This is a genomic window from Serratia sp. 506_PEND, assembly GCF_001076875.1.
GTDB lineage: Bacteria > Pseudomonadota > Gammaproteobacteria > Enterobacterales > Enterobacteriaceae > Serratia > Serratia marcescens.
Map to the genome: position 1 here is coordinate 1 of NZ_JVEL01000622.1, position 558 is coordinate 558.

Here is a 558-nt window from a genome sequence, read left to right on the forward strand (position 1 = left end):
TTTCATGAGCGCCAACCGCCCGGCGGGAGGTAAGGATGTCACGAATGCTAATCAGAGCAGCCGATGGAGCCGTGCACACTGGTAGCGCAGTGTCATTCGTCCTCGGCATCATTAATTATTTCTCACAGAGTGAATGGATCATTATCGGGGTCATTTTCGGCATGTTTTGCTCTGCATTTGGTATTGCCCTCGGTACTTACTTCCGCTGCCGGCGCGAGCGGCTTCTACGTGATTGGATAAAAAAACGCACGGAGACGATCGACACGGAAGAGCTTGAAATGCTGGAGCGTGAGTAATGGGGAACAAATCAAAACTCAGCGCTGTAATGTTGGCGCTGATCGCCGCCGGCGCATCGGCCCCGGTGATGATGTCGCAGTTTCAGGAAGAGAAAGAAGGCCAGCGCCTGACTGCATACCAGGACGGTGTCGGCATCTGGACAATTTGCGGCGGCGTGACGATGGTCAACGGCCACAAGGTTGTGAAGGGCCAGCGCCTGACCGCCGAGCAGTGCAGGCAGATTGACACAGCAGAGCAGAAAAAGGCGCTCGACTGGGTAGA

2 protein-coding genes are annotated in these 558 nt (G+C 55.2%); both read left to right on the plus strand.

Going from position 1 to position 558, the window contains the following annotated elements; translation table 11 throughout:
• Positions 1-44 precede the first annotated feature (44 nt).
• Positions 45-296, plus strand: a complete 252-nt coding sequence (locus ADK28_RS28365; protein WP_226905879.1) for a phage holin family protein — start codon at positions 45-47, stop codon at positions 294-296.
• Positions 296-558 (plus strand): lysozyme (locus ADK28_RS28370; RefSeq protein WP_048797336.1); only part of this gene is annotated, 263 nt, incomplete at its 3' end. The genes ADK28_RS28365 and ADK28_RS28370, both read left to right, overlap by 1 nt.